The sequence below is a fragment of the Streptococcus sp. CL6.22 genome, from assembly GCF_049738055.1.
Classification (GTDB): domain Bacteria; phylum Bacillota; class Bacilli; order Lactobacillales; family Streptococcaceae; genus Streptococcus; species Streptococcus mitis_DJ.
In genome coordinates, this window is record NZ_JBKOTV010000003.1 from 97487 (window position 1) to 121889 (window position 24403).

At 43.1% G+C, this 24403-nt stretch carries 26 protein-coding genes; 2 read left to right on the top strand and 24 right to left on the bottom strand.

Going from position 1 to position 24403, the window contains the following annotated elements:
* Positions 1 to 102: 102 nt before the first annotated feature.
* From ACLNCW_RS02255 to ACLNCW_RS02355, 21 genes are all read right to left on the bottom strand, one after another.
* Positions 103 to 552: a threonine/serine exporter family protein gene (locus tag ACLNCW_RS02255; protein ID WP_033686494.1), complete on the bottom strand. Its 450-nt coding sequence runs from the start codon at positions 550 to 552 to the stop codon at positions 103 to 105.
* A gap of 1 nt (position 553) precedes the next feature.
* Positions 554 to 1312 (bottom strand): threonine/serine exporter family protein, encoded by a 759-nt coding sequence (locus ACLNCW_RS02260; RefSeq protein ID WP_261053051.1) that lies wholly within the window; start codon positions 1310 to 1312, stop codon positions 554 to 556.
* An 88-nt stretch (positions 1313 to 1400) separates the two neighbouring features.
* Positions 1401 to 3302, bottom strand: coding sequence for a Stk1 family PASTA domain-containing Ser/Thr kinase (pknB, locus tag ACLNCW_RS02265; protein WP_424845299.1), 1902 nt, complete (start codon positions 3300 to 3302; stop codon positions 1401 to 1403).
* Complete coding sequence (locus ACLNCW_RS02270) at positions 3299 to 4039, bottom strand: Stp1/IreP family PP2C-type Ser/Thr phosphatase (RefSeq protein WP_424845300.1); 741 nt, start codon at positions 4037 to 4039, stop codon at positions 3299 to 3301. The genes pknB and ACLNCW_RS02270 overlap by 4 nt, the downstream gene beginning before the upstream one ends.
* A gap of 14 nt (positions 4040 to 4053) precedes the next feature.
* Entirely contained in the window at positions 4054 to 5367 is a 1314-nt protein-coding gene (gene rsmB, locus ACLNCW_RS02275) for a 16S rRNA (cytosine(967)-C(5))-methyltransferase RsmB (protein ID WP_424845301.1), read from the bottom strand.
* A complete protein-coding gene (fmt, locus tag ACLNCW_RS02280) occupies positions 5360 to 6295 on the bottom strand; it encodes a methionyl-tRNA formyltransferase (protein ID WP_261146986.1) in 936 nt (311 codons plus the stop codon). Before fmt ends, rsmB begins: the two co-directional genes overlap by 8 nt.
* A 12-nt stretch (positions 6296 to 6307) precedes the next feature.
* On the bottom strand, positions 6308 to 8704 hold the full coding sequence (locus tag ACLNCW_RS02285) for a primosomal protein N' (RefSeq protein ID WP_024057271.1): 2397 nt from the start codon (positions 8702 to 8704) through the stop codon (positions 6308 to 6310).
* 171 nt (positions 8705 to 8875) lie between these two features.
* A complete protein-coding gene (gene rpoZ / locus ACLNCW_RS02290; RefSeq protein WP_000979235.1) occupies positions 8876 to 9190 on the bottom strand; it encodes a DNA-directed RNA polymerase subunit omega in 315 nt (104 codons plus the stop codon).
* Positions 9191 to 9214: 24 nt separating this feature from the next.
* On the bottom strand, positions 9215 to 9841 hold the full coding sequence (gene gmk / locus ACLNCW_RS02295; protein ID WP_000775041.1) for a guanylate kinase: 627 nt from the start codon (positions 9839 to 9841) through the stop codon (positions 9215 to 9217).
* Positions 9842 to 9968: 127 nt separating this feature from the next.
* Positions 9969 to 11582: a ribonuclease Y gene (locus tag ACLNCW_RS02300; RefSeq protein WP_000404934.1), complete on the bottom strand. Its 1614-nt coding sequence runs from the start codon at positions 11580 to 11582 to the stop codon at positions 9969 to 9971.
* Between the two features lie 190 nt (positions 11583 to 11772).
* On the bottom strand, positions 11773 to 12870 hold the full coding sequence (locus tag ACLNCW_RS02305) for a nucleotidyltransferase (protein ID WP_049500243.1): 1098 nt from the start codon (positions 12868 to 12870) through the stop codon (positions 11773 to 11775).
* Between the two features lie 9 nt (positions 12871 to 12879).
* Positions 12880 to 13620: a class I SAM-dependent DNA methyltransferase gene (locus ACLNCW_RS02310; protein WP_061864367.1), complete on the bottom strand. Its 741-nt coding sequence runs from the start codon at positions 13618 to 13620 to the stop codon at positions 12880 to 12882.
* A 110-nt stretch (positions 13621 to 13730) separates the two neighbouring features.
* Positions 13731 to 14084, bottom strand: a complete 354-nt coding sequence (gene rsfS, locus ACLNCW_RS02315; protein WP_004255425.1) for a ribosome silencing factor — start codon at positions 14082 to 14084, stop codon at positions 13731 to 13733.
* Positions 14085 to 14096: 12 nt separating this feature from the next.
* On the bottom strand, positions 14097 to 14597 hold the full coding sequence (locus tag ACLNCW_RS02320; RefSeq protein WP_004255420.1) for a cysteine hydrolase family protein: 501 nt from the start codon (positions 14595 to 14597) through the stop codon (positions 14097 to 14099).
* Positions 14598 to 15191, bottom strand: a complete 594-nt coding sequence (gene yqeK, locus ACLNCW_RS02325) for a bis(5'-nucleosyl)-tetraphosphatase (symmetrical) YqeK (RefSeq protein ID WP_049502047.1) — start codon at positions 15189 to 15191, stop codon at positions 14598 to 14600.
* Positions 15191 to 15820 carry a nicotinate-nucleotide adenylyltransferase gene (locus ACLNCW_RS02330; protein ID WP_004255416.1) on the bottom strand — a complete coding sequence of 210 codons (630 nt, stop codon included), beginning with the start codon at positions 15818 to 15820 and terminating at the stop codon, positions 15191 to 15193. The genes yqeK and ACLNCW_RS02330 overlap by 1 nt, the downstream gene beginning before the upstream one ends.
* Before the next feature lie 51 nt (positions 15821 to 15871).
* Positions 15872 to 16183, bottom strand: a complete 312-nt coding sequence (gene yhbY / locus ACLNCW_RS02335) for a ribosome assembly RNA-binding protein YhbY (protein ID WP_000060169.1) — start codon at positions 16181 to 16183, stop codon at positions 15872 to 15874.
* A gap of 214 nt (positions 16184 to 16397) precedes the next feature.
* Positions 16398 to 17504: a ribosome biogenesis GTPase YqeH gene (gene yqeH / locus ACLNCW_RS02340; RefSeq protein WP_424845302.1), complete on the bottom strand. Its 1107-nt coding sequence runs from the start codon at positions 17502 to 17504 to the stop codon at positions 16398 to 16400.
* 2 nt (positions 17505 to 17506) lie between these two features.
* Positions 17507 to 18034: a YqeG family HAD IIIA-type phosphatase gene (locus ACLNCW_RS02345; protein WP_000963748.1), complete on the bottom strand. Its 528-nt coding sequence runs from the start codon at positions 18032 to 18034 to the stop codon at positions 17507 to 17509.
* A gap of 16 nt (positions 18035 to 18050) precedes the next feature.
* The gene (locus ACLNCW_RS02350) at positions 18051 to 18956 is read right to left on the bottom strand and encodes a magnesium transporter CorA family protein (RefSeq protein WP_000242267.1); all 906 of its coding nucleotides are present in this window, start codon (positions 18954 to 18956) and stop codon (positions 18051 to 18053) included.
* A gap of 57 nt (positions 18957 to 19013) precedes the next feature.
* Positions 19014 to 19574: a mechanosensitive ion channel family protein gene (locus tag ACLNCW_RS02355; protein ID WP_084864847.1), complete on the bottom strand. Its 561-nt coding sequence runs from the start codon at positions 19572 to 19574 to the stop codon at positions 19014 to 19016.
* Positions 19575 to 19725: 151 nt separating this feature from the next.
* On the opposite strand from ACLNCW_RS02355, the gene sstT reads away from it, so the two are divergent.
* Positions 19726 to 20931 (top strand): serine/threonine transporter SstT, encoded by a 1206-nt coding sequence (gene sstT, locus ACLNCW_RS02360; protein ID WP_084864846.1) that lies wholly within the window; start codon positions 19726 to 19728, stop codon positions 20929 to 20931.
* A 67-nt stretch (positions 20932 to 20998) separates the two neighbouring features.
* Positions 20999 to 21952 carry an aromatic acid exporter family protein gene (locus ACLNCW_RS02365; protein ID WP_125454844.1) on the top strand — a complete coding sequence of 318 codons (954 nt, stop codon included), beginning with the start codon at positions 20999 to 21001 and terminating at the stop codon, positions 21950 to 21952.
* A 363-nt stretch (positions 21953 to 22315) separates the two neighbouring features.
* On the opposite strand, the gene ACLNCW_RS02370 is transcribed toward ACLNCW_RS02365, so the two are convergent.
* The 3 genes from ACLNCW_RS02370 to ACLNCW_RS02380 all read right to left on the bottom strand — a co-directional run bounded on the left by ACLNCW_RS02370 (position 22316) and on the right by ACLNCW_RS02380 (position 24378).
* On the bottom strand, positions 22316 to 22450 hold the full coding sequence (locus ACLNCW_RS02370; RefSeq protein ID WP_263595527.1) for a hypothetical protein: 135 nt from the start codon (positions 22448 to 22450) through the stop codon (positions 22316 to 22318).
* A gap of 10 nt (positions 22451 to 22460) precedes the next feature.
* On the bottom strand, positions 22461 to 24005 hold the full coding sequence (locus tag ACLNCW_RS02375) for a peptide chain release factor 3 (RefSeq protein ID WP_001025437.1): 1545 nt from the start codon (positions 24003 to 24005) through the stop codon (positions 22461 to 22463).
* Between the two features lie 298 nt (positions 24006 to 24303).
* A complete protein-coding gene (locus tag ACLNCW_RS02380; protein WP_232610068.1) occupies positions 24304 to 24378 on the bottom strand; it encodes a hypothetical protein in 75 nt (24 codons plus the stop codon).
* Positions 24379 to 24403: the final 25 nt, after the last annotated feature.

Genomic DNA, 24403 nt, shown 5'->3' on the forward strand with positions numbered 1-24403 from the left:
TTTTATCATTCATTGTAAAAAATCGTTCTATACTATTTTATCACAAATAGCAGTAAAAGAGAGAAAAAAGACTTGATTCACCAAATCAAGTCCCTTATTATTCTAACCATTATGCTGTTTTCTTAAGTAAGAATAAAGTCTGAGAATCACTGTTCCGCTAGCCATTCCAATGGAAATCACCAAAGCCAACATAACAACCAAGGTTGCACTAGCAATGGCATGACTGTAATCTCCTGTCACAAAAAAGGCAGTTGTCCGATAGGAGAGATAACCCGGAACCAGAGGTGCTAAGATGGCTAAGATAAAGACCACAGCAGGTGTCTTATAAAGAATACTTAAAATCTGGCTGACACAAGAACCGATAATGGCTGCAATAAAAGTAGCCACAATAACATTGGTCGGTTCCTTGAGCAAAAGATAAATTAGCCAGACAGCCATGCCCAAAATCCCCCCAGGTAAGAGCATAGAGCGTTGCACATTGAGTACAATTAAAAAAGTGATAATAGCAAGAAGACTTGCTACTGCTTGTAATAAAAAGGTTGTTAGTGTCATATTAATTCATCAATACCAAGGCGACAGAAGTTCCCGCCCCTAAAGCAAGGGTAATGAGTAGAGATTCAAACATCTTACTCATACCAGAGTTTATGTGGTTGGTCATAATATCACGAACCGCATTGGTCAAGGCAATCCCTGGTACAAAAGGCATGACAGCACCAGCTATAATCAAATCTGCTGTTGAGGGAAAACCTGTGTAGCGAGCCCAAAACTGGGCTATCATCCCAAAGACAAAGGCTCCAGCAAAGGCTGTCACAAAGGGAATTCGGATAAACTTCTCCACATAGAGGGAAAAGGCAAAACCAAATAAAGTAGCCACTCCTGCCCCAAGTGCGTCGTAGATATTTCCACTAAACATAATCGAAAAGAAAGGAGCACTAAAGGTCGCAGCCAAAGTTACCTGCAACTTAGTATAAGGAAGGGGCTGGGCTTGCAAGGCCTTCAATTGCTTGAAGGCTGTCTCTAAATCAAGCTTTCCTCCTACCAACTGACGAGAAATCTGGTTGACATCGCAGACTTTCTCGATGTTATAAGAAGAGGAAGTCACGCGTTTCATTCGCGAAATATTGGTATTTTCAATGGAGAAAAAGATAGCGGCAGGCATGGCAAGAACATTGCAATCCACAATCCCCTGCGAATGCGCAATACGGATCATGGTATCTTCTACACGATGAATCTCTGAGCCACTTTTGAGAAGAATGGTTCCAGCTAACATAATCACATCGATGACGGCATTTAATTCTCTTGATTCTTCCATGCGTTCCTCCTTTTATCAACTCCTTCTATTCTATCACAAATCCGGACTCAAAAAAAATCTTTGCCATGAAATCATGACAAAGATTCGTTTAATCACGAGAATTTTCGTGGTTCCCTTCACTACTTGATTGAGTAGGAGCAGGTGCATTCTCTCGTTGATTTCCTTGTTGGTTCCCCTGACTTGGTGTTGTAGTAGAACCTTGGTTTCCACGTTGGGCTGGTGCTGATGATGACGTTGACGGCGGTGTTTTTGGTTTGTAGATTGAAATCTTGACACGCGTCTTAGTCAAATCAACCTTTTCACCTGCTTTTGGACTTTGCTCTACAACAGTCCCCTCAGCAGTTCCTTCAGGAGCTTTAGACACTTCTACAACTTCGATATTAGCTTTTTTAATGTCATATATCTCTGTAAGATTATTGACTGCAAATTCTCGACTAGAACCAATATAGTTTGGCATTGAAATAGAATTTACCTTCTTAGCGACTGTCAAAACTATTTGAGTTGCCTTGCTAAGATCATAGGTTGTTCCCTCCGGTAAACTTTGTTTCATGATTGTACCGGCTTCGATTTCGTTGGATTCTTCTTCCTCAATCTTAATCAGATTTTCTGGAACCTTCTTGCCCTTCAACTCTGCCACTACATCACTGGACTTTCTTCCGAGATAATTTCCGAGTTGGAAAGACTGCTGACCAGAAGACACAATCAAATTAATTTTTGTTCCTTCTTTGCGTGTCGTACCAGCGTCAGGATCAGTACGAATAACCCGACCTTCTTCAACCTTATCACTGGCCTCTGTTTTTTCTTCACCAACCTCAAAATTGGCTTTTTTAAGAGCTTCTTTAGCTTCCGCAACCGTCTGACCTGCCACCTTTGGAATAGCAATGGTAGCGGGCGTTCTATATAAAATCCATACCAAGGATGCCACAACCAACAAGAAGGTCGCAAATAAAATTGGATAACGTGCTTTCATGCGACGGCGTTTGGTTGGCTTTGGACTAGGTACTGTTTTTTCTGTCTGATGAGGTTGGGGCTTAGGTTGAGGTCTTCCCTCTTGTACCGGAGCTTTAGGAATAGAAGTCAGAGTACTTTGTGGAACTTTAGGAAGAGTTTTAGTATCTGCCTTAGTTGCATCGTCAAAGACTAGCTTTGGTTCATTGCGACGATTATAAGACAAACTACTAGATAAATCCACATACATTTCAGCGACTGATTTGTAGCGATCTGTCAATTTCTTGGCAGTTGCCTTAATAACAACATTTTCTAGAGCCTGAGGCACAGATGGATTTTCAGCTATAACCGACGGCAGAGGTTTCTGGAAATGCTGGAGGGCGATGGTCACTGCACTATCCCCATCGTAAGGAATATGACCTGTCAGCATCTCATAGAAAATAATCCCCATGGCATAGATATCACTCTGCACAGTTGCTTTAGAACCACGCGCCTGCTCTGGCGATAAATAATGAACGGAACCTAGCATTGAGTTGGTCTGAGTCAAACTTGTCTCTGCAAAGGCTACTGCAATCCCAAAGTCTGTAACTTTGGCAGTCCCATCTGGGGTCAAAAGGATATTTTGCGGTTTCAAATCCCTGTGAACAATTCCTCGAGTATGGGCTAAGCGCATAGCCAAGAGGATTTGTCCCATGATTCGAACCGCTTCTTCATTTGAAAGAGGGTGATGTTCCTTGATATAGCGTTTGAGGTCTAATCCAGCAACATATTCCATTGCGAGATACTGTTGTCCCTCTTCTTCACCGATATCTGTAATCCGAACGATATGAGGATGGTCCAGATCCGCCATGGCTCTTGCTTCCCGCTGGAAACGCGCCACAGCAATCGGGTCTGTCTGGTAGTTGGTCCTCAGGACCTTTACTGCCACTTCTTCCCCGTCTAGAATCAAATCTTTAGCCAAGTAAACATCTGCCATGCCTCCTCGACCAATCTGTTTGAGAATCCGATACCGCCCGGCAAAAATCTTGCCGATTTGGATCATTCTGTTTCCTCCTCAGTAACAGCAATAAGGGCAACTGTGATGTTGTCTAAACCACCTGCATTGTTGGCAAAACGGATCAAGGTTGCTGCCTTATCTGCCAAAGAAATGTCGCTGGTTACAATATCAGAAATCTCACTGCCTGAAATCATATTTGTCAAACCATCACTATTGAGTAAGAGATAGTCCCCAGGCTCAAGGGTGATCATTCCAAAATCAGGCTGAATTTCATCTTTTTGACCGATTGACTGGGTAATAATATTTTTCTGTGGATGGCTAGCAGCTTCTTCAGGTGTCAATTGACCTGCCTTGAGCAATTCATTGACCAAGGAATGATCGCTCGTTAACTGGTGGTATTCTTCTCCACGAATTAAACCAATACGAGAATCTCCAACGTGGGCATAAATAGCCTGATTGTCAATAATGGCTACAGCCTCAAGAGTTGTTCCCATTCCTTTATAGGCTTCATCTTGCCCCAATTGGTTAATCTTTTTATTTTCCATCTCAAGGTTGTTAGCAAACCATTCACGCACCTCGTTGATGGTATCAATTTGGGTATCTACCCAAGCGATACCTAAATCTGTAACCGCCATTTCACTCGCGATATTTCCTGCACGGTGTCCTCCCATCCCGTCAGCTAAGATAATCATAGTACGACCTGCTCTGTTGACGTAGTGGTTGACATAGTCTTGGTTATTTGTTCGTTTTTGACCAACATCCGTTAATATTGAAATTTCCATATGTCAGTTCCTTCCTAATCCGATATCTTGCGAAATTGGCTGATGAAAAATCCATCACTTCCATACAATTCAGGTGTAATGAGAATACAACCATCTTTCATGATATCCTTACATTCATGTTCTAGTTTTACCTGCTCAAATTCAGGATGACTTTCTAAAAATGCCTGAACGACTTGAAAGTTCTCCTCTGAGACAATAGTACAGGTACTATAAGTTATTATACCACCTTTGCCTAGTGTTTGACAAACACTACCTAATATTTCTAGCTGAATTTCCTGTAAAGACGCGAAATCTGCCGTTTCTTTATTGTATTTTATGTCTGGTTTTCGTCTTAAAAGTCCAATCCCAGAACAAGGGGCATCTACCAAAATCTTGTCAAAAGAATCCTTACTAAAAAACTCATGCACCTTTCTGGCATCTAATTTTTGCGTTTGAACCCGATCTGCAACTCCCAGACGTTGGGCATTTTCTTGAATTAAGTCCAACTTGTGGTCATACAAGTCCAAAGCCGTAACCTGACCTGTCGAGAGATAAGAGGCTATATGGGCTGTTTTCCCTCCTGGAGCTGCACAGGCATCTAGGACCTGCTCATCACCTTGTAAATCAAGCGTCGGAGCAACCAGTTGACTGGACTCGTCTTGAATGGTAATGGCTCCATCCGCAAACAAATCATGGCCTGCAAAGTGCCCCTGCTCCTTAACCAGACCAGAAGGCGACAAGGATGAATCACTGGCCTCCAACAAGGCTTGGATTTCCTCTTTTCGTCCTAGGTCTGTCACACGAATACTGGCCTTATTGCGCACCAAAAGACTTTCAAAAATAGCTTGCGCTCGCTCTTCGCCGTATTCTTCCTTAAGTTTAGACACAAGCCAAACTGGGAGAGAATAGGCAACGGAATCACGCTTGTTTTTTCGCTTGATGCTAGCAATATCTGGCCAGCCTTCACGCAAGATACGGCGAAGGACAGCGTTGACCAATTTTTCACTGCCTTTTTTACGGACTTTGGCCAATTCTACTGCTTCATTGACCACAGCATGATCTGGAATCTTGTCCAAATAGCGGAGTTGGTAGGCACTCATGAGAAGAAGAACATAAAGCCAACTATCTAACTGGTCTCTGTCTTCGATAAAGTGGGATAGGTGCCATTCCAGAGTCAGTTTACGGGCTACCGTTCCATAGACCAGCTCGGTCACCAAGCCCTTGTCTGCTGCCGAAAGTTGACTTCCCTTGAAATGCTTATTTAAGGCGATATTTGAGTATGCTTGATTGATAAAAACATCCTCTAATACTGCTAGGGCTAAACTTCTAGCCGTTTCTACTTTAGTCACCAAATCGTTCTCCTACAGTCAATGTACGTCCAACTCCATTGAGGAAGGAAGCAATGTCCATCTTAGGTTTACCAGCTGGCTGCACTTGTTTGAGGGATAGAGCCCCTTCTGCCGTTGCGACAATCAATTCTTTCTTGCCAATAGAGAGAATCTCACCTGGATTTCCCTGACCTTCTACTGGTAGAGCTTCATAAATCTTAAAGCGGTCTCCCTTAAGGAGAGTATGGGCAACAGGCCACGGGTTCATCCCACGGATTTGGTTGAAAAGTTGACGATTGCTTTTATTCCAGTCCAATTTTTCTTCCTCTGGCTTAATATTTGGCGAGAAAGTAACCTGACTTGGATCCTGCGGTTCAGGTTTGATATCACCAGCAATGTAGCCAGGCAAAGTGTCCAAAAGCAAATCTCGACCAACAAGAGCTAATTTCTCAAACAAGGTTCCAACATTGTCCTCATCTGTGATAGGAATACTACGACGAGAAATCATATTTCCTGCATCCATTTCCTTAACCATTTCCATAATGGTCACACCAGCTTCCTCATCCCCTTGAATCAAGGCATAATGGATAGGTGCACCACCACGGTGTTTTGGAAGAAGGGAGGCGTGAACATTGACAGCAAAGTCCATGCTATCAAGGAGTTTACTTGGGAGAAACTGCCCAAAAGCAGCAGTCACAATTCCATCTGCTCCTAGCTGCATAATCTCTTCCATCTCTGGACTTCCAGATAATTTTTCAGGTTGGTAGATAGGAAGACCTGCTTCCTTGGCAGCCTGCTTGACCGGGGGTTCTTGGATAACTTTTTTACGACCGACAGCACGGTCTGGCTGGGTTACAACGGCTAGAATTTCGTAACGATCATCTGTCAAAAGTCCTTTTAAGACTGTTGCTGAAAAGTCGGGGGTTCCCATAAAGATTAGTTTTGTCATATCTTCTCCTTCTTATAAACATTGCTGTGGCTCATGGTCAATGCTGAGACGGAGCTCACTATTTTCCCTTTCTTGAGTCAAGGCCAAGACCTGGTTGAGGGTCGGCCCCAGCTCATCTTCTAAACGGTATTTAATTAAAATCTGGTAATGATAGAGGTTGTGGGTACGAGCAATCGGTTTTGGCGTCGGTCCAAGGATGTTACTGGTTTCAGACAAACCTGACCGCAAAATGTTCATAACTTCATAGGCACGTTTGACAACCTCTTCTTCTTTCTTGTGAGAAAGGGTAATGCCAATCGTGAAATAATAAGGTGGATAGCCTAGTTGTCGTCTGATTCCCATTTCATAAGCGTAAAAGCCTTCGTAGTCCTGGTCTTTTGCAAATCGAATAGCGTAGTGCTGAGGATTGTAGGACTGTATCAAGACCTGACCTGCTTTTTCAGCCCGTCCTGCTCGACCTGCCACCTGAGTCAAGAGCTGGAAGGTTCTCTCAGAAGAACGGAAATCTGGTAGATTCAAGGCCGTATCCGCATTGAGCACTCCGACTAAGGTCACATTTGGAAAATCCAAGCCCTTGGCAATCATCTGAGTACCTAGTAAAATATCTGCTTCCCCTCTACCAAACTGGTCAAGCAGAGCTTGATGACTACCTTTCTTACGAGTCGTATCCACATCCATCCGTAGAATGCGTGCATGGGGAAAGAGTTCTGCTAGCTCGTCATAAGCCTTCTGAGTTCCCGTCCCGTAGTAACGAATACTGCGACTCTTACAGTTAGGGCAGGCCTGAGGAATGTCCTTCGAGAAACCACAATAATGGCAGTTCATGGTCTTGGTATCCATGTGCAAGGTCAAGGAAATGTCACAGTTAGGACAAGTATCCACGGTCCCACACTCCCGACACATAACAAAGCTAGAATAACCACGACGGTTGAGCATAAGAACCACCTGCTCTTTTTTAGCCAGACGATCCTGAATCGCTTCTAGCAAAGGTGGCGTAAAGTTTGACGTTTCATTTTGTCCGATATAGTCCCGAAAGTCAATTACTTGAACCTCAGGGATACTAGCTAAAGGATTGGCGCGTTGGGTCAGACGTAAATGTTGATAAACGCCTTTTCCAGCCCGAGCACGGCTTTCCAGACTAGGAGTTGCTGAACCAAGTACAAGGGCTGCTTGATTATACTGAGCCCGTAAAATAGCTACCTCTCTGGCATGGTAACGTGGATTACTGTCTTGCTTATAAGTCGCTTCATGCTCTTCATCGATAATCATAACCCCCAGATTTTTCAGCGGAGCAAAGATAGCCGATCTGGCGCCAACAACAACTTGGGCATCGCCACGCTCTACCTTGCGCCATTCGTCATACTTTTCACCATTGGACAGGCCAGAGTGAAGAATGGCCACCTTGTCCCCAAAACGAGCGATAAAACGCTCCGTCATCTGAGGAGTCAAGGAAATCTCAGGCACCAGCAAAATAGCTGTCTTACCCTTATCCAAGGCCCCTTGGATAATCTGCAAGTAAACCTCAGTCTTCCCACTTCCTGTAATCCCTTGAAGAAGGAAGGGAGGCTGGTGACTGCCAATCGCACTGACAACCACATCACGCGCCTGTCTTTGTTCTGGATTCAACTCCAAAGGCCGACTTGCCTCAATGCCTTCAAAATACGCAGCTGAGCGTTGAACTTCCTTTTGGACTATGGTAACAGCACCTTCTTGCACAAAGAAGTTGACTTGCTCCCGCGAATAGGACTCTAACAAACTAGCCAAGGAAGCACTCTCAGGATGAGACAGCAAATAGTCTCTCAATTCCAACTTTTTCTTGGCGCGCGCAGAAATCTCAACACCCTCTAATTGAGCAAGATTCACCTCATACCAGGACTGAGTTTTGACCTTCTTTTGATCGACTGCCTGATATTCCAGACCAAGCAGACCTTTTCTAGTCAAATGCATCATTTCAGCTTGCTTAGCTAAATCTAGAGAAGAAAAGGCTAGCGAATCTTCTGAACCAAATAGACGCACTCGGTCTTCCTGACTCAGACCTTCCAGAGGATAGAGAATCTTGTCATAGCTGGAATTTAGAAATCCCGGCAACATGGCCTTGAGGATAGAGATTTTGTAGGAGAAGACAGATTTGCGAAGCTCCTCAGCCAGCCAGAGTTGTTCTTGCGTGAGAACAGGAGAAAAATCCAGCACCTCGACAATATCTTTTAAATCTTGCTCCATCTCTTCTTCATCTGCTTGAGACTCCAAACCAAGAACAATCCCTTGAATCAAGCGATTCCCCTTACCAAAGGGTACATGAACTCGCATCCCAACCTCCAGCATTCCCTCAAACTCCTCCGGAATCCTGTAACTATAGGGCTGGTCTGTCTGCATCAAGGGCACATCTACTATAATCTTTGCTATGGTCATCTTCTCACCTCCTCCTTGTCATACTCTTCGAAAATCAAATTCAAACCACGTCAGCGTCGCCTTACCGTACTCAAGTACAGCTTGCGGCTAGCTTCCTAGTTTGCTTTTTGATTTTCATTGAGTATCAGTACATTCTTGCAATAGAAAAAATAAGATTGAGTCCCCCCAACCTTAAATTTTTTCACCATCTTCTTTTTCTTTAGCGATTTGCTCTTTGATTTTCTTTTCTTCTTCTTCTTTGCGGCGTTTTTCTTCTTCGATACGGCGACGAACTGCTTCACGTTTTCCTTCTGGATCTGGGTGAATTGTAACGTTTCCTGATTCGATTTCTTCTAAAGCGCGAAGAGTTGATTTTTCAGACTTGAAACCTTGAGTTGCTGGCGCACCTGCTTCTAATTCGTGGGCACGTTTTGCTTCCAAGATTACGAGTGAATATTTTGAAGGAACCTTGTCAAGCAAGGTATCAATAGAGGGTTTTAACATCATTTACTTGTACCTATTTTCTAAATTTTATCGGGTAGTTGGAGATTTTGGCAACATCTCCTGATAGTGACCAATGACACGATCCACACGGAAGTGCTCTGCTTCGATAACACGTTTGACACGCTCAGCAGCTAGGGGCACCTGATCGTTGACAATCGCATAATCATACTCACGCATAAGGGCAATTTCTTCCTTGGCTTTTTCGATTCGTTGGGCAATCACTTCTGCACTGTCTGTTCCACGACCTACCAAACGATCTTGCAATTCATCCAAATCTGGTGGTGTCAGGAAGATAAAGACAGCATCTGGAACCTTTTTCTTGACCTGAAGAGCACCTTGAACTTCAATTTCAAGGAAAACATCGATTCCCTTATCCAAGGTTTCATTGACATAGGTCAGAGGAGTTCCATAGTAGTTGCCGACATATTCTGCATATTCCAACATCTGTCCTTGACGAATCAGCTCTTCAAACTCTTCACGAGTACGGAAGAAATAATCAACTCCGTCCACTTCTCCAGGACGTTGTGCGCGTGTCGTCATCGATACAGAGTATTGAAATTGGTTTTCAGAACTCTCAAAAATCTCTCTTCTAACCGTTCCTTTTCCAACCCCTGAAGGACCAGAAAAAACGATTAGTAAGCCTCGGTCTGCCATTGTGTCTCCTTTTAGTCAGTCTGTGAAATAACATTTCTAGAATAATGGCAAAAAGCCAGATTATCCTTTACAGTCTTTCTATCTAGTGTAACAAAAAAGCAGTAATTTTTCAACTGCTCTTTCTTATTTATTTAGCATAATCTACTGCACGAAGCTCGCGAATCACGGTTACCTTGATATTTCCAGGGTAATCGAGATTGTTTTCAATTTTCTCACGAACTTTGTGAGCCAAGATTGTGACTTTGTCGTCTTTGATTTGTCCTGGATTGACCATGATACGGATTTCACGTCCTGCTTGAAGGGCAAAGCTATTCTGTACTCCTTCAAAGCCGTTCGCAATTTCTTCCAAATCATGAAGACGTTTGATGTAGCTTTCAAGAGACTCACTACGAGCACCCGGACGGGCAGCGCTCAAAGCATCTGCTGCAGCAACAATCACTGCAATGACGCTTTCGGCTTCGACATCACCGTGGTGGCTAGCAATTGTATTCACCACAACTGGATGTTCCTTGTACTTACGAGCCAATTCCATACCGATTTCAACGTGGCTACCTTCAACCTCACGGTCAATGGCTTTTCCGATATCGTGAAGGAACCCTGCACGACGAGCAAGAGCCGCATTTTCACCAAGTTCGCTCGCCATGATACCAGCTAACTTAGCAACCTCAATCGAATGACGTAAGACATTTTGTCCATATGAAGTACGGAACTGCAAGCGACCCATGATTTTCATCAAGTCTGGATGAAGGTTTGGTGCCCCAATTTCATAGGCAGCAGCCTCACCGTATTCACGAATCTTATTGTCAATCTCTTGACGGTTTTTCTCAACCAACTCTTCGATACGAGCTGGGTGGATACGACCATCCTTGAGCAACATTTCCATAGTCATACGGGCAATTTCACGACGAATCGGGTCAAAACCTGATAAGGTCACCACTTCTGGTGTATCGTCGATAATCACATCGACCCCTGTCAAACTTTCAAAGGTACGAATGTTACGACCTTCACGACCAATAATGCGTCCCTTCATAGTATCGTCTGGCAGGTGAACCGTTGAGTTTGTTGACTCCGCCACATATTCACCAGCGATACGTTGCATGGCTTGAACCAAGATGTCCTTGGCCATTTTGTCAGAACGTTCCTTGACCTCTTGCTCAGCTTCACGAATGCGGCTAGCAATCTCCTTGGTCAAGTTTTCCTCTGTCTGAGCCAAGATAATATCTCGTGCTTCTGCCTGAGACAGGGCACCAATACGCTCTAGCTCTGCTTCTTTTTGTCTTTCGACTTCCTCTAATTGCTCTTCACGCGCATCAAGGTTTTTCGCTCTATCAGAAATACTTTGTTCTTTTTGTTCAAGTGTTTGTTCTTTACTCGTCAAATTGTCGTCCTTACGGTCAAGGCTAGTAGCTCTCTCTGTCAAACGACTTTCGATTTGTTTGAGTTCTTGACGTTCTGATTTGAATTCAGCGTCCACTTCTTCACGGTATTTTCTGGCTTCTTCTTTGGCCTCCAATAGTGCTTCTTTTTTAAGAGACTTGCTTTCACGTTTAGCTTCATTAACAAGTAAATCCGCTTCACGTTCAGCTTGTCCACGTAAATTAGTTGCTTCTTGTTCAGCATTTAAAAGCATCAACTCTGCAGCTTCCTGAGATGATTTCATCTTGGCTGAGATGCTGACATATCCAATGACTAAACCAATGATGACGGCAAAAACAGCAATCGCAAGCGACATGATTTCCATGTTTTTACCTCATTTTATTGTTATTCCGAATGACATACATTCTTTTACATTCTACCATAAAAAAGTGATTTTCACAAACCTAAAATAGAATATGTTTTGGGGAAATTGGAACACATTCACAAAAATAAAATTGTTATTTAGAAATAGTAGTATAGTAGAGACTTGAGAAAAAGCCTACTTTTCAGTAGACTTAGTTTATTTCTATTCTAATCGGTACTCTTCCAAAATTCTGCTCTGCTATACTTGGATTTCCCAGTTGGTAAATCTGGTCTGCCTTTTGGGTCATAGCATCCCAAGGTTCTTTGCCAATTCGGCTGACTAGATCGACCTGCCCTTTCAAAGACTTGAGATGTTGCCTGCCTTTTTCAGTAAAGCCAAGAACATGGATGCCTTCTGGCAAGTCACTTTCTCTAGCCTGCACCAAGATATAGGTCAAAAGGCGTCTGACACGCGCCTTGGTGTAACGTTTGGTCGCAACCGCCTCAATCAAGTCTTCCACAGACTGGACTGTCTTGATGGTCTCTTTAATGCGCACAGCCATTTCTTGATTGACCTGATAGATGGTGGTTATGTCGGGATTTGACAAGATTTGATAGCGGAGCAAAGGAAAATAGTCTTCCCAGCTCACTTTACTGGTCTGCTCAAATAGGGCAACAGAAGGCATAAATCGTTCTAAGAAATCTTTGTCCCTTTGGTGCTGACGGAGGGCTGTCGCCGAGGCGAAGTCCACATCCTGGTCCACAGAATGGTAACCAGCCCCCTGACGCTGAATCGGATACAGCTTGATATTTCGTCCCGCAACCGCCTTGGCATAGGCCAAAGCAAGAACATGATTGGGTGTATGGCCTGAAAAATCAAGACCAGCAAATTCCTTCCACATGGCTTGGGTTTTCTGGGGATAGGAGAGAGAATCAGGCAGATTTTCCACAAAATTCTCCATCTCTCTACCTTGCTCTGCGTATAAGTCAGCGATTTTTTGATAATCCAGAACTTCTTCTGTTCCAAAAGCGAGGCTATCAATACCCAACCGAGCCAAGATATCCACAGCCCCTTGGCCAAAGAAATCCGCCGCCTGAACACTGACTAAAAAGGGCAGTTCCACTACCAGATCAGCACCATTTTCAAGCGCCATCTGGGCTCGTGTCCACTTGTCCACGATAGCAGGCTCGCCTCTCTGCATGAAATTCCCAGACATGGCCACAATTTTCAACCCCTTCGTCTGCTCAAGCAGGTATTTGTGGCCATTATGAAAAGGATTGAACTCCGCGATAATACCCGTGATGGTCATGATAATCTCCTACTTCTGCGCCACAAAAAACCAACGGGTGCTGGTTTCTGTTGGCTCTTTGTCTTCAAAGTCCGCAAAGAGTTTGAAGGATTTGAATCCGGCCTGTTCCAGCAAAATATCATAGGTCAAGACCTCATAGGTTCGCTCCTCATGCACTTCATCGTGGCGACTAAAGGAACCATCCGCTTCCTTGACAAAGAAAGTCAACTCATGAACGATAGAGTGAGGCGCCGCATCCTCATAGGTATCCCATAGCATGGCGAAATCTTCTGCATTTTCATGATAAGAATAGCCTGGAAAAACTTCGTCTGTCTGGTAGGTCGAATGCACATCAAAGATGAAAACTCCATCTTCATTAAGGGCATTATACACTTCCTTAAAAACATCCCCTACTTCCACCTCATCCTGCATGTAGCAGATAGAGTCCGAATAACAAGTGACAAAGTCGTATTGACCTACCTTGGACAAATCCAACATATTGCCTTCAATAAAATCAATCTTTTGTTTGGCTGAAGCCGCTCTCTTCTCCGCAATCTTCAGCATATCTGCGCTCAAGTCAAGTCCAGTCACATCAAAACCAGCTTGAGAAAAGCGTACAGACTGGATGCCTGTCCCACAAGCCAATTCCAAGAGTTTTTTTCTCTCCTTTGTCTTAGGCAAATGACCCAGAGAAAAATCCATCCATTTATCATATAAACTATCGTCCATGACCGCATCATAGACCGCCGCAAAGGTTTCATAAGTTGCCATAATCATGATACCAAGAGCCTCCATGGCAAACACCACTCGCCCTATACCTTTCTATCCATTTTTTCTAAAATAAGCAAAGAAACCCAGTTGGCTACAACTGAGTTCGTCTTCTAAGCAAGAGCTTCTGAAATATCTACTGACTCCGCCTCATGCCATAGCTTTTCTAAGTTATAGTGGGCACGCATTTCTTCTGAAAAGACATGCACGACAACAGAGCCGAGGTCTAGTAGGACCCAACCTCCAGCTGCATCTCCTTCGACATGACTGCCTTTAAAGCCTGCATCGGCTACTTTTTCACGGATATTATCAGCGATAGCGTCCAACTGACGGCTATTCATTGAACTAGTAATAACAAAGTAGTCAGTCACGCTAGTCAAATCTTGGACATCAAGTGCGAGGATATCCTCCGCACGTTTCTCATCAGCCGCTTTCACGACTAGTTCTAGTAATTCTTTTTCGTTCATTTAGTCCTCTTTCTAGAAAATATGCTTGTAATCTAGGACATCTGCAAAGCGCCCCTCCCAAATGCCCTCATAAAATTCATTTATCGTTTCTGCTGGAATGTCTTTCCCATCAAACGTTGTGCAAGTTCCTTCTGGAATAATAAGCTGATAGCCATATTCAAAGGCAACCTTGACAGAGGTATCCACACAATATTCTGTCTGCATACCACATAAAACTAATTTTTCAATCCCCTGTTTATCCAAGTATTCTTTTAAACCAGTTTCTTTGAAAATACTGTTATACTTCTTCTGAAAGACCTTTTCATTAGGTTTTCGACTTAAAAGCTCAGATAACTGCCAATCTTCTGATGTTTGAGCTTCAGCGTTCTCAATATGTTGAACATAGACAATTTCAATATTCTTGCTTCTAGCCTGGTTTTGTAAATAAGAAATTTTTTCCAATAGACTATTTGTCTGAAAACCAGTTTCCACTAAAATATTCTGAACATCAATGATTATAAAAGCCGTCTTCATTTAGTCCTCTTTCAAATAGTGCACAAAGGCGTTATAGGTTTCAAGGGTTTGGGGATAGATAGAGAATCCCTGATGAGCTAGATGCTCCACGGTACGAGCTGTTTCGTAGGCCACCGCCTTATTAAGCGATAAACTTGCAATCTCACGTGCCACATCTACTCCTGGAAAGGCACGATTGTGCTCGATATAGTCTGCGACGTAGATGACTTTATCTAGGTCTGTCATCTGACCAGCACCGACTGTATGGATTTCAATGGCTCGCAGGATTTCTGAATCATGCAAATCCAAATCTTCCTGAATCTTGTAGATGCCAACCATGCCATGCCAGACATTATTGCCCCAGTTTTTGAGATCAGGATCCAGCTGATAACGGTCAATCAGGTCTAGAAATTCCTGATCTGACAGCTTTTTAGCGTAGTCATGAAGAAGGCCTGCTAGTCCTGCTTTCTCGACATCTACTCCAAATCGTTGGGCTAGTTCTATGGCTGCACGCTCCACACCCAAGCAATGGGTTAAGCGTTTTTCAGGTAAAAGCTCTGTCATTTTTTCCAACAAAGCCTCGCGAGAGCAGTTGATATAGTCTTGATAGGCCATCAGTAGAGCCCCTCCTTCTCGATGTAGTCTAGCACCGGCTGAGGCAGGAGAAAGTTGGGTTTCCGACCTTGGGCAAGGAAGTCCCGCACCATGCTGGATGAGATATCCATGAGAGGCACATCCACCCAGATAACTGGATAGGAAGTTCCAGCCTTGTAGCGTGGGCGCTGAACCCCTACAAACTGAACCATGTCGACCAGCTCATCAATTCGGTACCACTTAGGCAAATAGTCCACCATGTCGGCCCCGATGATAAAGTAATAATCCGTATCTGGATACTGCTCTGTCAAAATCTTCATGGTGTCGTAGGTGTAGGAAATGCCCTTGCGCTCTAGCTCGATTGTTTCAATGGCTAGCCCTTCAATCCCCTCAATCGCCAATTCAAGCATCTTGAGACGATGGTGTTCAGGGATGGTTTCCTTTTTATCTACGTGAGGAGGTTGGTACTCAGGCATGAGCAAAACTTGATCCAGTCCTAACTGTTGCCGTACTTGGTCAGCAACAATCAGATGCGCATTGTGAACAGGGTTAAAATTCCCCCCTAAAATCCCGACTTGTTTGCGTTTTTTCTCCTTGATTTCTGGCTCCAACTCTACCTTGGTAAAGGGAGTCAATAGTTCGATTGCCATAGGCTAGTCTCCTTTATTTCTCTGTAAAAACAGTTATTTGGAGTATAGTTTTTAGATTTCTTTGACTTTCTTAGAAATCTTGCGATTTTCTTTCTTGCTGGATTGTTTAAACAAAATCAAGATTCGTCCGATTTTTTGGACTGTATCCACACCAATTTCTTCTTCCAAGATTTCAGCTACTTCGTGGATATTTTCATCGGTGTTTTGCAAAAGAGTAACCTTGATCAATTCACGGGCGTCAAGTGCCTGACGAACGCTGGTTTTGATTTGGTCGTTAAGTCCATTTTTACCGATTTGGATGATGGGTTTGAGGGTGTGTGCCTGACTGTTGAGGAAGGCACGTTGTTTTGATGTTAATGACATAATTTCTTTAAAAGAGTTTCTTTTTATACTTTTCTGAAGTGGTGACGGACGTCAGCAAAGTCCTTCGGACTTTCATGACTAAAATTTGAGCCTAAGGTCTCAAATTTTCCGCAGTTGGTACAATCACTTGTACCAACTAACACCACAGCGAAAAGTATTCTCTATGGGGTTCGCCTTGCTCGCCCGAATTCAGAAAACCCTTTCCTTTCTGTGTTTAAATAATTGCTTTTCGTGTGACAACGGCGACGCCTTCTGGTGCCCAGACGGCGACTTTGGCTGTGCCTGTTACACGGATCCAGCCGAGTCCTGAGATGACTAGGTCTGTCTTGTCCTTAATGTTAAATACATGCTGAACTAGTTTTGGAAAATCTTCTTTTTCCTTGCTATTTGGTGGTGTCAAAAGCGTTCCGAGGTGCTTATCGTAGAAAGCACTAGCTCCTTCAAGCTTGGTACGATGCAATTTGAGTTCATTGTCAAAGAAGGCAGTGAAACCTTGCTTTTCTCCTGATATAAAGTCAAAGCGTCCCAAGCCACCTAAAAATAGTGTTTGCTCTGGATTTAGCTGGTAGGTTTTAGGCTTGATTTCCTTTTTGGGGCTGACATACTTGAGATTTTTGGCCGTCAAGTAATGGGCCATTTGGTGACGGTGGATGATTCCCGGCGTATCGTAGATATAAGATCCGTCATCAAGCGGAATCTCAATCTTGTCCAAGGTTGTCCCTGGGAAGCGCGAAGTCGTAATGACATTCTGGTCACCCGTTATTTCTTGGATAATGGCATTGATAAGAGTTGATTTTCCAACGTTGGTTACCCCAACTACATAGACATCACGACCCTTACGGTAGTGTTCAATCTTGTCAATGACTTCCTTAATAGCATGTTTGTTTTGGGCTGAAGTTAGGACGACATCCACAGGACGAATACCTTCTTCGTGGGCACGCTCCATGAGCCACTGGCTAATCTTGCCTAGTTTAACAGACTTGGGCAAGATATCTTTTTTATTTCCCACCAAGAGGACATCATTGCCCGAGACAAAACGTGGCAAGCCTGGGATGACAGAGCCATTAAAATCAAAGATATCAATGACATTGACCACTAAGGTATCACTGTCTCCCACCTCGTGCAAGAGCTTGAGGAAATCATCGTCCGTCAACTGGACATCCGTGATTTCATTGTAGTGGCGGAGACGGAAACAGCGTTGGCAATAGACTTCTCCAGTCTCCAAACCTTTTTCAAGTGCTGACTGAGGAGTAAAACCAAGACCAGCCTTGTCTGTCGTCTGAATGGTTGCTCCACAACCAATACAGAGAATTTCTTCCATAGTTAAATTCCTTTTTTATATGTAATCGGTCCATACTTTTCAGTGATTTTTCGCATCACACGACGCTCACGAGCTCGGTTAATCTGCGTTTTGATCGAGTCATGTTGGACCAAGGGTTTGACTAAAATCGAGCGAATGCCAGCACGGTGGGCTGCTCGTATATCTGTCATGAGCTGGTCGCCAACCATGACCACTTCACTTTTCTCATAGTGGAATTCCTTCATGGCACGATCAATCCCAAATGTGAAGGGTTTCAGAGCCCAATAAACGTAATCAATCCCAAACTTCTCAACTGCTCGTTGGACGCGTTTCTTAGTGTTATTTGAGACTACGATAATGCGAATGCCCGCGTCCCGAAGGTCATGTAGCCATTGCTTCATCTCTGGCGTCCCATCAGGATTATTCCAAGCAATGAGGGTATTATCCAAATCGACCAAAACAGCCTTGATTCCCTGCGCCTGCAGGCTTGGAACTGTCAGATCATAGACTGCTTCCACAGCAAAATCTGGCATGTAATTTTCAATCGCCATTTTGGCTCCTTTTCTTTTATTTTCTAGTAATTTTCTTCAGCCATTGAGATAAGGCCACCCATAAAATCAAGCTAGTCATTAAGATATAAATCCAAGCATTTGGCTCTTCTGTAAATGGTAGAGGAACATTCATTCCGAAGAAACCTGTAATAACCGCAAGTACTGCTAGTAAGACGGAGATAATAGTCAAAATTGACAAACTATCATTCAAGTTATTGTTTAGGATGTTGTTGTAAGAAGCTGAGAGTTGTTGCAAGACTTGAGAAATCAAGTCTGTCATAGACACCAACTGATGGGCTTCAATCATTGCATCATCAAACTGCTCTCGTTCGACATCATTAAATCTCCGATAAAGAGCATGGCCCTGGATATGTTCCAAGAGGAGTCGATTTTGTTTTGCTGCTGCTGTCAAGTAAACCATACCAGTCTCCAAGTCAGAGAGGGCGAAGAGATTTTTCTTTGTTGTAGTTTGACGTAGCAAGGCACTAATTTCGTCCTTACTTTTATCCATCTCTTCAATGACAGGATAATAAGCGTTACTGATAATCTCTAAACCAGCAAAGAGAAACTTGTAAATAGAAAGCGACTCATGGCTATCCAGATAAGCTGACATCTGATCAATGACATAAGCATTCTTATGGTTGCTGATGGTAATCATTCGTTGTCTTTCGACGATAAAGGTCATGGGAATCGCTTCATAATATTCTTTGTCTTTTTCTAAATCAAGAACATTATAAATAAAGGTTACCGTCTCCGTTTCACGGTTATAATCCATATGAGCTCGTTCATTTCTATCCAGAGCATACTCAATGGTTTCCTTGTCCAATCCATAGATGTCAGAAAGATCTTCCATATTTTTAATCTTATCCACATCAAGGTCTATCCAGGTACAACCATTGCCCAACTGCTTTTCTAAAACCATCTTTTCTCCTTTATTAAACTCTTTCTATTGTACCACAAATTACTTAAAATAACAGGTCTAGTCTGTGCGTGAGAAATTGCTGACGACGGTGATATTCCGATTGGGAACGAAGTGCAGAACCTGATCTTCTCCTCTGAGTTGCGTTGTTCGAATGCCGACACTGACAACCTTGCCCGATACGGTAATAGGACCATTTGTCAAAACGACCTCATCTCCCACATCCAATTGACGTTCAAAGAGGATGAAAAAGCCATTGATGACATCAGATAGAAAGCCTTGGGCTCCCATCCCAATAGCCACCCCAGCAATCCCAGCCCCTGCCAGCAAACTAGAAACTGGCAAACCTAAAATCGACAAAATGCAGTAAAGCAAAAAGAAATAAAGGGTATAATTAAACACATTTTCTAACAGACGTGAGATGGTTTTCTGACGCCCGACATCATGACGAGACATTTTTAGAGAAGGTTTGACAATTCTCTGCACCATGGTATGGAGCAATTTCTTAGCTATATAAAAGAGTAAAAATAAGAATAACAGAGAAATTAACTTGGTTAAGATATTTTCAATAATCGTTGTTATATCAAGCTTATTGAGGTAGGTTTGAATAAATTCTTTCATAGAAAACTCCTTTCATTTATTATACCATACTTTTACAAGTGATGAATCTCCATAAATATTCAAAAATAACAGCCAAAATAGACAGAAAATTCTTGATTTTAGCTCATATTTATACTATAATCATAAACATTACACAACAAAGGAGATTGTTATGAAAAAATTCATTCATGCTTGGAATAAGGCGAGTCTAATCAAACGGATTTTGATTGGCATGCTTATTGGAGGAACCCTAGGGCTGACACTTCCTAACATTTCAGGAATTGGTTTACTTGGAGATCTCTTTGTTGGTGGCCTCAAAGCCATCGCACCTATTCTAGTCTTTGCCCTCGTTGCCAATGCCCTTTCCCAACATCAAAAGGGTCAAGATAGCAACATGAAAACGGTTATCCTCCTTTACTTGGTGGGAACCTTTGCAGCGGCACTTGTTGCTGTCCTAGCAAGCTTCATCGTCCCTGTTGAGATTACCTTAAATAGTGCCAATACAGAAATCGCACCACCAGATGGAATTGGCCAGGTCCTCAGCAATCTCTTGCTCAAACTGGTTGACAATCCAGTCAATGCCCTCGTTACTGCTAACTACATCGGTATCTTATCTTGGGCAGTTGTTTTCGGGATTGCTATGAGAGAGGCCAGCAAAAATAGTAAAGAATTGCTGAAAACTATGGCTGATGTGACTTCTAAGATTGTCGAATGGATCATCAATCTAGCTCCATTTGGTATCCTTGGTCTTGTCTTCAAAACCATCTCTGATAAGGGAATCGGAAGCCTAGCTAACTACGGAATCTTGCTTGCCCTCTTGGTGACAACTATGTTCTTTGTCGCTCTGGTTGTCAATCCATTGATTGCCTTCCTCTTTATGAAGAGAAACCCTTATCCCCTCGTTTGGAAATGTTTGCGTGTCAGCGGTGTTACAGCCTTCTTCACTCGTAGTTCTGCGGCTAACATCCCTGTCAATATGAAACTTTGCCACGACCTCGGTCTGGATCCAGATACCTATTCTGTTTCTATCCCACTTGGTTCTACTATCAACATGGCAGGGGCAGCGATTACTATTAACGTTTTAACCCTTGCTGCAGTAAATACTCTTGGAATCCCTGTTGACTTTGCCACAGCCTTTGTCCTCAGTGTAGTAGCAGCAATCTCAGCCTGTGGTGCTTCTGGTATTGCCGGAGGATCCCTCCTTCTTATCCCAGTTGCTTGTAGCCTTTTTGGTATTTCTAACGATATTGCCATGCAAGTTGTTGGGGTTGGATTTGTGATTGGGGTCATCCAAGACTCATGTGAAACAGCCCTTAACTCTTCAACAGATGTCCTCTTTACTGCTGTTGCCGAATACGCAGCAGCCCGTAAAAAATAACTCATAAAGACAAGCCTGCTCAGGTCTTGTCTTTTCCGCTTTTATTATAACTTACTAGGAAATCCTTATGTCTATTAGCCAACGTACGACCAAGCTCATCTTAGCTACCTGTCTTGCCTGCCTTCTTGCTTACTTTCTCAATCTCTCCTCAGCTGTCTCGGCTGGAATAATCGCCCTCTTGAGCCTATCCGATACCCGTAGAAGTACCTTAAAACTGGCCCGAAATCGCCTCTTTTCCATGCTTCTAGCTTTGGTTATCGGAGTTCTGGCTTTTCACTTGAGCGGATTTCATATCTGGAGCCTTGGCCTCTATCTAGCCCTCTATGTGCCTCTAGCCTACAAGATGGGATGGGAAATTGGCATCACACCAAGCACTGTTTTGGTTAGCCACCTCTTGGTACAAGAGTCAACCTCTCCAGACCTTCTAGTCAACGAATTCCTTCTCTTTGCAATCGGTACAGGATTTGCCTTACTGGTTAATCTCTACATGCCTTCACGAGAAGAGGAAATTCATCACTACCACACATTGGTAGAAGAAAAGTTAAAAGATATTCTCCAGCGCTTCAAATATTATTTATCCAGAGGGGATGGACGCAACCGAGCACAGTTGGTTGAAGAATTAGACACTCTTTTGGAAGAGGCCCTTAAACTGGTCTATCTAGATCACTCTGACCACCTCTTTCACCAGACCGATTACCATATTCACTACTTTGAGATGAGACAGCGGCAAAGTCGCATCCTGCGAAACATGGCCCAGCAAATCAACACCTGTCACCTAGCTGCCAGTGAAAGCCTGATTTTAGCGCAACTCTTTTCAAAAATTGCCGGTCAACTGAGCCAGACCAATCCTGCTTCTGATTTGCTAGATGAAATTGAACGTTATCTGGAAGTCTTCCGTAATCGCAGTCTGCCAAAGACAAGAGAAGAATTTGAAACTCGCGCCACCCTTCTTCAACTCCTACGCGAGGCCAAAACCTTCATCCAAGTAAAAGTTGACTTTTACCAAAAATATGGACAGTAAAAAAGAAAACTTCAGACCAATCACAAAAGGTGAATATCTGAAGTTTTCTTTTATTTATAAGTTATTACCATAAAGGTTAATAGTAACATGAATAAGGTCTAATTTATAGAGGGCTAAGATAAAACCCTACATACTTTGCTGTCTTATTATCCACGACACTAATTTTTACAAATCAATTTCATTTACCAAACATAGTTAGTAAGACAGTTACCCTTTTATATCTATTACGACGGAAAAATCCACGAATCAATATCATTCGCGGACTTTTACTAGTGAAGCGTTTAGGTAAGCCGATTGTTATACTACGACACGGAGTTTGGCAAATCGATTCTATTTGCCAAACGTAGTTAGTAAAGCAGTTAGCTAATTCGCTTCCTTACCATTACGACGGAAAAGTCCACGAATCGATACCATTCGTGGATTTTTCCTAGTGAAGCGTTTAGGTAAGCCGCCATAGCGGTTACCGTCAAATGACAGCAACTTTATGTTGCTAGTCATTTGTAACGATTTACATCTTCTCCTCCAACTCTACGTCTGGATACTTATCTGCAAACCAACGTAGGGCAAAGTCATTTTCAAAGAGGAAGACTGGTTGGTCAAAACGGTCTTTAGCCAAGATATTTCGGCTTGATGACATTCGTTCATCCAAATCCTCAGGCTTGATCCAGCGAACGGTCTTTTTACCCATTGGGCTCATGACTACTTCCGCATTATACTCACCTTCCATACGGTGCTTAAAGACTTCAAACTGGAGTTGACCAACAGCTCCCAGCATGTACTCTCCTGTTTGGTAATTCTTATAAAGCTGAATAGCACCTTCTTGCACCAATTGCTCAATCCCCTTGTGGAAGGATTTTTGCTTCATGACATTCTTAGCAGATACTTTCATAAAAATTTCAGGTGTAAAGGTTGGCAGTGGTTCAAATTCAAATTTGTTTTTTCCAACCGTCAAAGTATCCCCTACCTGATAAGTACCTGTATCGTAAACACCGATAATATCACCTGCTACAGCATTAGTTACATTTTCACGACTCTCCGCCATAAACTGGGTAACATTAGACAGTTTAGCACCCTTACCAGTGCGAGGCAGGTTGACACTCATCCCACGCTCAAATTCACCTGAAACGATACGGACAAAGGCGATGCGGTCACGGTGGCGAGGATCCATGTTGGCTTGGATTTTAAAGACAAATCCTGAGAAATCCTTATCGTAAGGATCCACAATTTCACCGTCTGTTTTCTTGTGTCCATGTGGTTCTGGAGCAAACTTAAGGAAAGTCTCAAGGAAGGTCTGCACACCAAAGTTCGTCAAAGCTGAACCGAAGAAGACTGGTGTCAATTCTCCAGCCAGAATAGCTTCCTCTGAAAACTCATTCCCAGCTTCATTTAAAAGTTCAATATCATCCTTGACTTGCTCGTAGAAAGGGTTGCTGCCAAAAAGCTTGTCCCCATCTTCTAAACTAGCAAAACGCTCATCCCCTTTATAGAGCTCCAAGCGTTGGTTATAGAGGTCATAGAGCCCCTCGAAGGCTTTCCCCATCCCGATTGGCCAGTTCATCGGGTAACTCGCAATGCCTAGTACTTCTTCTAATTCTTGCAAGAGGTCCAGTGGCTCACGTCCATCACGGTCTAGCTTGTTCATAAAGGTGAAGACCGGAATGCCACGGTGTTTCACAACCTCAAACAATTTCTTAGTCTGAGCCTCGATACCCTTGGCAGAGTCCACGACCATAACAGCAGCATCCACCGCCATCAAGGTACGATAGGTATCTTCTGAAAAGTCCTCGTGCCCTGGGGTGTCTAGGATGTTGACGCGCTTACCATCGTAGTCAAACTGCATAACAGATGAAGTCACCGAAATCCCGCGTTGCTTCTCGATATCCATCCAGTCAGACTTGGCAAAAGTCCCTGTTTTCTTTCCTTTTACGGTACCAGCCTCACGAATCTCGCCCCCAAAGTAGAGCAACTGCTCAGTGATAGTTGTTTTCCCCGCGTCCGGGTGGGAGATGATGGCAAAGGTACGACGTTTCTTAATTTCTTCTTGAATATTCATAAGTTCTCTTTCTTTGATTCTCTATTTTTCTTGTTTCAATAGCTAAGAATGATTTCTACATTGGATTTTACCATTCCTTTCAACACTCCATTATATCGGATTTTAGCATTTTTTTCAATTTCTATTTTATATCAGACACTGCTAAAGTAGAACAATTCCACTTGCAATTTTTAAAATAAATGTTACAATAAATATAGAAAAAGGTGTTGCGTCAACAACACCCCACAGAGCCGTTTAAGACGGTGGCTGTAATTACATAACTAAAAAATAGCTCGTTAACTCGCCAAAGTTAGGACGGCTATTTTTTTGTCTCTTTTACCAATTCAAGGATGAACTTTAGGAGCGTGATAACAAAGTTACCAGCTACAAACATGAGTGTCAAAGCCTCAAAAGGGGAC